At 63.9% G+C, this 646-nt stretch carries 1 protein-coding gene; it reads right to left on the reverse strand.

All coding sequences use genetic code 11. The annotated features are described in order from the left end of the window. Positions 1 to 646, reverse strand: a 646-nt coding sequence (locus GY769_25600; GenBank protein ID MCP4205300.1) for a transposase, incomplete at both ends; no start/stop codon positions are given.

Here is a 646-nt window from a genome sequence, read left to right on the forward strand (position 1 = left end):
CGACCCGATGCCGCGGCGCGAGCTGAATAGGACCTGCTTGATGCCGTCCGCCAGTGCATAGAGCCGGAACTCGGGCACGCCATAGATGCGTTGAGCGGCGCGGAGCAGGTGCTGTGCGAAGACGGCGAGCTTGGCCTGCTTACCCAGATGCACGGCGGCAAAGTAGGCGACCGCCATGACCAGAGTGACCATCGTCCGCAATCGCTCATAGAGCAGCAACCGAATGTCCTCGAGCTGATAGCTCTGCTTGATGAAGCGGATCGTCTCCTCCACGCGCCAGCGCGCCAGGTAGCTTTCGACCATCCGCCAAACGCTCTTGTAGGAGCGACGCACCGGCAGCGTGGTCAACAGCATCAGTGGCCGTCGGCCGAAGCCCTCCACCACTACCAGCATCAGCGGGCGATCGACACCGGGGAACCGCACCGGCGTGGCCCCGAAGCGCAGGTCATAGATCTTCTCTTCCTCGCCGGTCTGCTTGACGATGGTCTGCCGGTAGGGCCGACGACAGCGCTCGGCAATGGCTTCCACTGCCTGAGCCTTACGTCTCCAGATCAGGTGGCGATCGCCGCGCTGCCGGATGAGAAAGGCCTTGCCCGACTCCAGCAAGGGCTTCAACAGCTCCTCGCGATCCCCACCCCGGTCCATC

The organism is bacterium, assembly GCA_024224155.1.
GTDB lineage: Bacteria > Acidobacteriota > Thermoanaerobaculia > Multivoradales > JAHEKO01 > CALZIK01.